Origin of the sequence: Trinickia diaoshuihuensis (genome assembly GCF_003390925.1) — a bacterium.
GTDB lineage: Bacteria > Pseudomonadota > Gammaproteobacteria > Burkholderiales > Burkholderiaceae > Trinickia > Trinickia diaoshuihuensis.
In genome coordinates, this window is sequence record NZ_QUBS01000021.1 from 155,483 (window position 1) to 161,508 (window position 6,026).

The window sequence follows — 6,026 nt, forward strand, 5'->3', positions numbered from 1 at the left end:
TATGCGGGATCTTGATCCGACTTGCGTAGGCAAGGTCCGTCACGTTCTTGGGTCGACCGTTACCGTTGCCTTGAATCCCGATTTGGCGGGCGTTGCGCCGATCTATAAAGGTCAGTTGCAACCTATCGGGCAGATCGGATCCTTGGTGAGGATCCCACAAGGTCTCATTGATCTCATCGCAACTGTCACCTTAGTAGGAATCTCCGAGCTTGCCGACCAAGTAGCTCCATTTGACGCGGTTCAGCGAGACGAACGATGGCTTCAAGTTCAACTTCTCGGAGAAATCGATCGAGCGACAGGGCGGTTCCAGCGTGGGGTAGGCACGTTTCCGGGCCTCGATGACCCTGTGCATTTCGCCACCCCTGACGAGCTGTCGGCCATATTTCCGCGAGCGGATGAAACACATCTTCGACTGGGGCGTTTAGCTGCGGCCGAGGATGTGCCTGTTTGTGTGAACGTATCGAAATTCGTGGTGCGTCACGCCGCGGTTGTGGGGTCGACTGGATCTGGGAAGACGAGCGTTGTCGCGTCGCTGATGCAGAAGTTTGTGCGTGGAGGGTGGCGGGCGGCAAACATAGTCGTTGTCGATCCGCATGGTGAGTACGCGCGGGCGCTTGCCGATAGTGCGTCGGTTCGCAGCGTATTGGCGGGCGGGGCCGGGAACCGATTGCGGGTCCCTTATTGGGCGCTTCCTGCAGTAGACATAATTCGCATTTTTACAGGCACGTCAGGGGGTGCCAGCTTCGTCAATAGATTCAATGAGCTGGTCGCTCAAGCGCGGCGAGAATTTGTAGCGGCCGCAGAGTGGCTGAACTTGGATCCGACGGCGGTTACTGCAGATACTCCGGTTCCATTCGACGTCCGGCATGTATGGCACAGACTCGACTCCGAGAACCGCGAAACCCGTCGTGAGAAGGGAAATCCGGCTATGTCATGTCGGGAAGAGGATGGCGATCCGGCCACGCTTCGGCCCGCCAGATTCACGCCATATGGGCAAGGCGGACAACCTCCGCATCAGGCACCGACCTACGGCATGTATGGTTCCATGCCTGAGCTATTACGCCTTGGGTTGCTAGATCAGCGACTCAGATTCTTTCAAGAGCCGATGGGCAACCATGCGGGACCCGACCCGCTCGTGGAAGTTGTGCAGGAATGGCTCGGCGGCGATCGGCCCGTTTCTGTGCTTGATTTCAGCGGTGTGCCCGCCGTGGCGGCTGATCTCGCTATCGGCGTAGTTCTCAATATGTTGTTCGAAGTCGCGCTTAGAAGTGAACCAGAGGGACCTGGCATCGGAAGGCCAAGTCCTGTCTTGGTTGTCCTTGAGGAGGCTCACCGTTACTTGGGTGAATCAGCAAACGCAACGACTCGCGATTCGGCCAATCGTATCGCGCGTGAAGGCCGTAAATACGGAGTGGGTCTCTTGCTCGTAACACAACGACCAACTGAGCTTCCGGACACTGCTCTGGCGCAATGCGGCACTTTGATCGCTCTTCGTTTAACGAATGCCGGAGATCAGGGAGCAATACGTTCTGCTCTACCGGATATCGTAGCGGGCCTTGCCGCAGTTTTGCCATCACTGCGCACAGGTGAAGCGATAGTGAGTGGTGAGTCGCTCGTACTACCTGTTAGGGCGATGCTGGACAAACCGAATCCAATGCCGCTAGCTGAAGATCCTTCGCTCGATTCATGGCGGATGGATCCCCAGCTGCCTGATATTGCTGCGCCTTTGGCAGCTTGGCGAGGAACATACGAGGCTGAACATGAATGATTGGATACCCGTGGCCGGCTCAACCCGGATTGTTGCGGAAAAATACGACGCGGAGTCTGAGACAATTTACGTGCGGTTTCCCGATGGTGTTGAGTGGTGGTATTCGGGCTGTCCTCCGCATGTTTGGGAGGCGTTTACAGCGCCTGGGCAATCGCGAGGGCAATACATCCATCAAGTGCTCGACTACAAGCCAAACGGTCGTTACACTGGCTAACTGATTGCATTTGGTGTTCAGATGCGTAAAGCGCTTCAAAATCCTGGATTCCTTCTCATTTTTTCGATGTTAGCTGTCGGGTTGTCTGTCCATGCTGACCTCGGAAAGTCGTCATGGGCGTGGTTCCAGCGATCAGGGGTTATTGTTACGTTGGCCGGAGCGTTGCTCTGTTACCGCAGCGTCATTCGCCTAGGCCGACATGGTGTGGGCGGTGCATTTTGTTTGTTAGCCTGATGACTAACAAACAATATTTTCGCCCCGAAGTCAAGGCCGTCGATTTCTATCAGGGAGGAGAAGGCTTCCTCGCCCACCAACAACCTGTCGGTGAAGCTGCTATCCTTGCCGGGACAGACCAAGCCGAGAGGGACCCTTGATAACAAACCGGCAAGTGCTCGCCCGAATCGACGGGACGCCAGAAAAGCGGATGTTCCTCTCGATAATTAGTGACTACAACATCTTCACTGGTATCTGCGAGCTTGTAGATAACGCACTCGATTTCTGGCTGGCTAATGGGAGAACGCCCGGGCTGGTGATCGAGGTCCAGCTCGACGTTGAGCGTCAAATGATTCGCGTATCTGACAACGCAGGCGGTGTTCGCGAGGACGATGCGCGGCTACTAATCGCCCCTGGAGCAAGTAGTATTCGTGACGGTCACCATGTTATCGGAACATTCGGGGTGGGCGGAAAACGAGCTGGCATCGCTCTCGGTGAACAAGTGGAGATTCGTTCGCGCTTCGGTCGCGGAAATGGCATTCAAGTTTATATCACCAACGATTGGCTGAACTCTGACGACTGGAACCTCGACGTCTACGACGCTCCTGATATTTCGCCAGGCACGACGACAGTTGACATCTCGAAGGTGCGCCAAGGATTCAATGTGTCGGATGTGGAGCACCTATGTGTTCACCTCGGCGAAACGTACTCATGGTTTATTAATCAGGGCTGTGATATTAGATTAAATAAGAAATCTGTCGATGCTGTTACTTTTGACTCTTGGGCCTATCCACCGGACTACCGGCCTCGGGTCGCGACATTTCAGATTTCTCCGGCTGACGATAAGACGCTCACCGTGACCCTTCGAGCAGGGCTTATTCGCGATCGTGTGCCTGAGGCCGATAACTACGGCGTTTACTTTTATTGTAATGATCGCCTCATCGTAAAGGAGTTGCGCACTCGCGATGTCGGTTACTTCATTTCTAGCGAGGCTGGTGTCCCACACCCCGACGCCTCGCTTTGCCGAGCAATCATTCAGCTTAGTGGCCCACCGGAGATTATGCCGTGGAACAGCAGTAAGAGCGACTTGAACTATAGTCATCCAGCGTTCGTGCAAATTCGTCCACGGCTGATTAATTTCGTAAGCTATTTCAGTTCTCTTTCGCGCCGTCTCAAACACAATTGGGACAGCGACGTGTTCGGTTACGAAGCCGGAGAGATGGAGGTTGTCGATCCAACAGATGCTCTTTCGCCGAAGCGTACAGTTTTACCCAAGTTACCTCGTGCACGGAAGCTAGCTCGTGTCGATCAATTGCGCGTCTCGAATACGCGGGTGATGGACGCGAAGCCATGGACGATTGGGCTCGTGGAGGCGATGGGTCTTGTCGATGTGATTGGTCGACAGAAGCTAGAGACGAAAAATCGAGCTGCTCTCATTCTTCTTGATAGCAATTTGGAGATTGCCTTCAAGGAGTTCATCGTTAGTCGGATTGATTTATTCCCGCCCTACAAATATACCGATGCAAAAATTCTCGAAATTTTCACCAAGCGATCCAATGTGATTAAAGAGGTGATTGCTCATGTGACCATCAAGCAAGAGGTTTTGGACAAGATCAACCACTATTATGGGTTACGCAATAAGCTTGTCCATGAGCGAGCCACCGTTGGGATTACAGATCGACAAGTCAACGACTACCGAAAAACCGTTGAAGCCGTGCTTCGCACCTTGTTTGATCTCAAATTCCCTGCTGCCTAAGCGATCTCCACTGATCGTCACCACCACGATTGATGACAGTAAGCGTCTGCACCGGGGCGATTTTGACAAATAGCGGTGTCGAGCGTCTGGCAGGGCAGAAATTCGTCAATAAATTGACAAATCTCAAGTGAGTTATTTTTCTATCTATTTGATTTGAAACATAAAATATGCGCTATACGTCTGCCCTCCGAAGGCAGGGGTTGCTGGTTCGATCCCAGCCGGACGCGCCATCTAGATTTCCGCAGAAATCCCCTAAAATTCTGAAAGCCCTCGCCAGTAAAGGCGTTGCGGGAATTCTGCGCCCGAAGAAAACCGAGCAAGTCCGGGAAGATCCGGCGGTTGCGCGTCCTCAAAGTTGTACCCGAAAATGGTTTTTCCTAGGTTTTCGCTTCTGGGTACAACTCCATCGGACAGCTCACCGACTTACGGGTCAAGAACGCGGAGCATCGTGCAAACGAATACGGTTTGACGGACGGCGAGGGTCTGATTGTCCGCGTGGACTGCTGGAAATAATGGTTACAAGTCGCGAAAACGCATGAGTGAACGCACGGCGGTGCGAAGTGATACTTCACCGCGTTCCCAGCGGAAACAAATGTGTCACCGTGATCTCGTTTCGCCGCGTGTTTCTAGAACAGAGGCGGTGACACATTCATCGCGGTCAACGGCAGCGCGGCGCCAAGGCGGGCGATCGCCCGGAGCGAGGAAACGCATCCGCGCCCAGAAAAGAAGATGGCCCACAACCGGGCCGTCCTTCGTGCATCCTGCCTGTGCCGCATCAGAGCGGCGGATCATCGGGATCGAGTCCAAACGCGGCGAGCGTTTCGCGTCGCATACGCTCCTCGAAAGTTTCGGGGGCAGCTCGCCGCAGCGGACTGCGCGCCCCATTCGCCGCGCCGCCCAGGTCAGCGAGCTTGCGCCTCGAGGGCCCCTGGAACTCACGGATTTCAGACAGATCCTGCTGGGAGACGGACGGGTGGCGGGTGTTGGGCTGGCCCTGATGGGCCTGCGGCTCTTGCAACTGTCGGACCACCTCGGTCCGCACGACGTCGTACACCTGCTCGACACTCGGGACGATGACGACGGCATGGTGGCGTAGCTGCTGCGCGATTTCCGCCCGCACGACTTCGGGAAGAACCGGCTCGACACGTCGTTCGCCCCGCACCTGTGGGCGATCGGCACGCCGCGGTCGCGGGCGGTGCGGGTCGACCCTAAAAACCATAATCCCGAGTTCCCTTATCAGTCAGATACTTATCCAACGTTAGCATTGAGTAGCTGCCGGTTTCAACTTCGAAGCGCACGCTGCCGGCCGTCCCGTTCACGAACCAGAACTGCGGGCCACCCTCGCGGTCCAGCAACTGGCGATTCATGGCTTATGCGATCGGCGGCTGCAAGACGGCCTCACGCTCCTGATCGCCTGGCTGGTCGCGCGCGGACATGAAGTCCGGGCTCACCCCCTCGCCGTCGAACCAGCTATCCCACGATTCACCTGCGGGGGTGAGTATGCGCGTGCGACCGACGACCACCACGTCGACCCGCTTCACGTCGTCAGGAAGCGCAACGGATTCGGGCAGGCGCACCGCCTGACTGCGGTTGCTTTTGAAGATGGAACGTTGTTTCACTATAGGCTCCTCCGTATACGTCGAGCCTATATCCAATTTTGATGCGGATTCTCGCGTATCTGATCAGACGATTCTGAGAATGCGGGGCTTAGCCTTGCACCGCGTAACAACGTTTCCTTACTATCTCCCACATACAGCCCCTGGCAGTACGCCGACGCAATCATCCCGCGCCGCGCCGAACCCTGGGGCATTTTTGCGTTTTGAGGCCGAAAAAGGGGATCTTGGTATGCGGACAGCCGTATTGATCGACGGCGCATTCTTTATCAAGCGCTTCCGGGCTATCGAGCCACTGAACGTACACGATGCACGCCGGGCGGCTGAGTGTGCGCATCGTAATGTGGTCGCGTGAAGACGGGAGCTAACGTCAAGAGGAGCTAACGTCAATAGTGGTGTATGAACAAATTGACGGCGATCGATTTCAAGCGGCGAGTTTCTGCTGAACCGGCCGATCGTCTT

Annotated in this window: 6 protein-coding genes and 1 tRNA gene; 4 read left to right on the top strand and 3 right to left on the bottom strand. The window is 55.4% G+C overall.

Features of this window, described 5'->3' with window-relative positions; translation table 11 throughout:
* The first annotated feature begins 1 nt into the window (after position 1).
* From DXT59_RS05245 to DXT59_RS30460, 4 genes are all read left to right on the top strand, one after another.
* Positions 2 to 1,768, top strand: coding sequence for an ATP-binding protein (locus DXT59_RS05245; protein WP_116135854.1), 1,767 nt, complete (start codon positions 2 to 4; stop codon positions 1,766 to 1,768).
* Entirely contained in the window at positions 1,761 to 1,982 is a 222-nt protein-coding gene (locus tag DXT59_RS31535) for a KTSC domain-containing protein (RefSeq protein WP_116135855.1), read from the top strand. Before DXT59_RS05245 ends, DXT59_RS31535 begins: the two co-directional genes overlap by 8 nt.
* Positions 1,983 to 2,406: 424 nt before the next feature.
* A complete protein-coding gene (locus tag DXT59_RS05255) occupies positions 2,407 to 3,951 on the top strand; it encodes an ATP-binding protein (RefSeq protein WP_116135856.1) in 1,545 nt (514 codons plus the stop codon).
* A gap of 82 nt (positions 3,952 to 4,033) precedes the next feature.
* A tRNA-OTHER gene (locus DXT59_RS30460) sits at positions 4,034 to 4,181 on the top strand.
* A gap of 545 nt (positions 4,182 to 4,726) precedes the next feature.
* On the opposite strand, the gene DXT59_RS05260 is transcribed toward DXT59_RS30460, so the two are convergent.
* Genes DXT59_RS05260 through vapB form a run of 3 tightly spaced genes read right to left on the bottom strand, consistent with a single transcriptional unit; the run spans position 4,727 to position 5,570 of the window.
* Positions 4,727 to 5,113, bottom strand: coding sequence for a hypothetical protein (locus DXT59_RS05260; RefSeq protein WP_162877956.1), 387 nt, complete (start codon positions 5,111 to 5,113; stop codon positions 4,727 to 4,729).
* Between the two features lie 46 nt (positions 5,114 to 5,159).
* Positions 5,160 to 5,318, bottom strand: coding sequence for a hypothetical protein (locus DXT59_RS30465; RefSeq protein ID WP_162877957.1), 159 nt, complete (start codon positions 5,316 to 5,318; stop codon positions 5,160 to 5,162).
* Positions 5,319 to 5,321: 3 nt separating this feature from the next.
* Entirely contained in the window at positions 5,322 to 5,570 is a 249-nt protein-coding gene (vapB, locus tag DXT59_RS05265; protein ID WP_116135878.1) for a type II toxin-antitoxin system VapB family antitoxin, read from the bottom strand.
* Positions 5,571 to 6,026 lie beyond the last annotated feature (456 nt).

Excerpts from the sequence above, each read along its gene's own strand:
- DXT59_RS05245 (WP_116135854.1), top strand. The coding sequence starts at position 2 with ATGCGGGATCTTGATCCGACTTGCGTAGGCAAGGTCCGTCACGTTCTT.
- DXT59_RS31535 (WP_116135855.1), top strand. The coding sequence starts at position 1,761 with ATGAATGATTGGATACCCGTGGCCGGCTCAACCCGGATTGTTGCGGAA.
- DXT59_RS05255 (WP_116135856.1), top strand. The coding sequence starts at position 2,407 with ATGTTCCTCTCGATAATTAGTGACTACAACATCTTCACTGGTATCTGC.
- DXT59_RS30465 (WP_162877957.1), bottom strand. The coding sequence starts at position 5,318 with ATGAATCGCCAGTTGCTGGACCGCGAGGGTGGCCCGCAGTTCTGGTTC.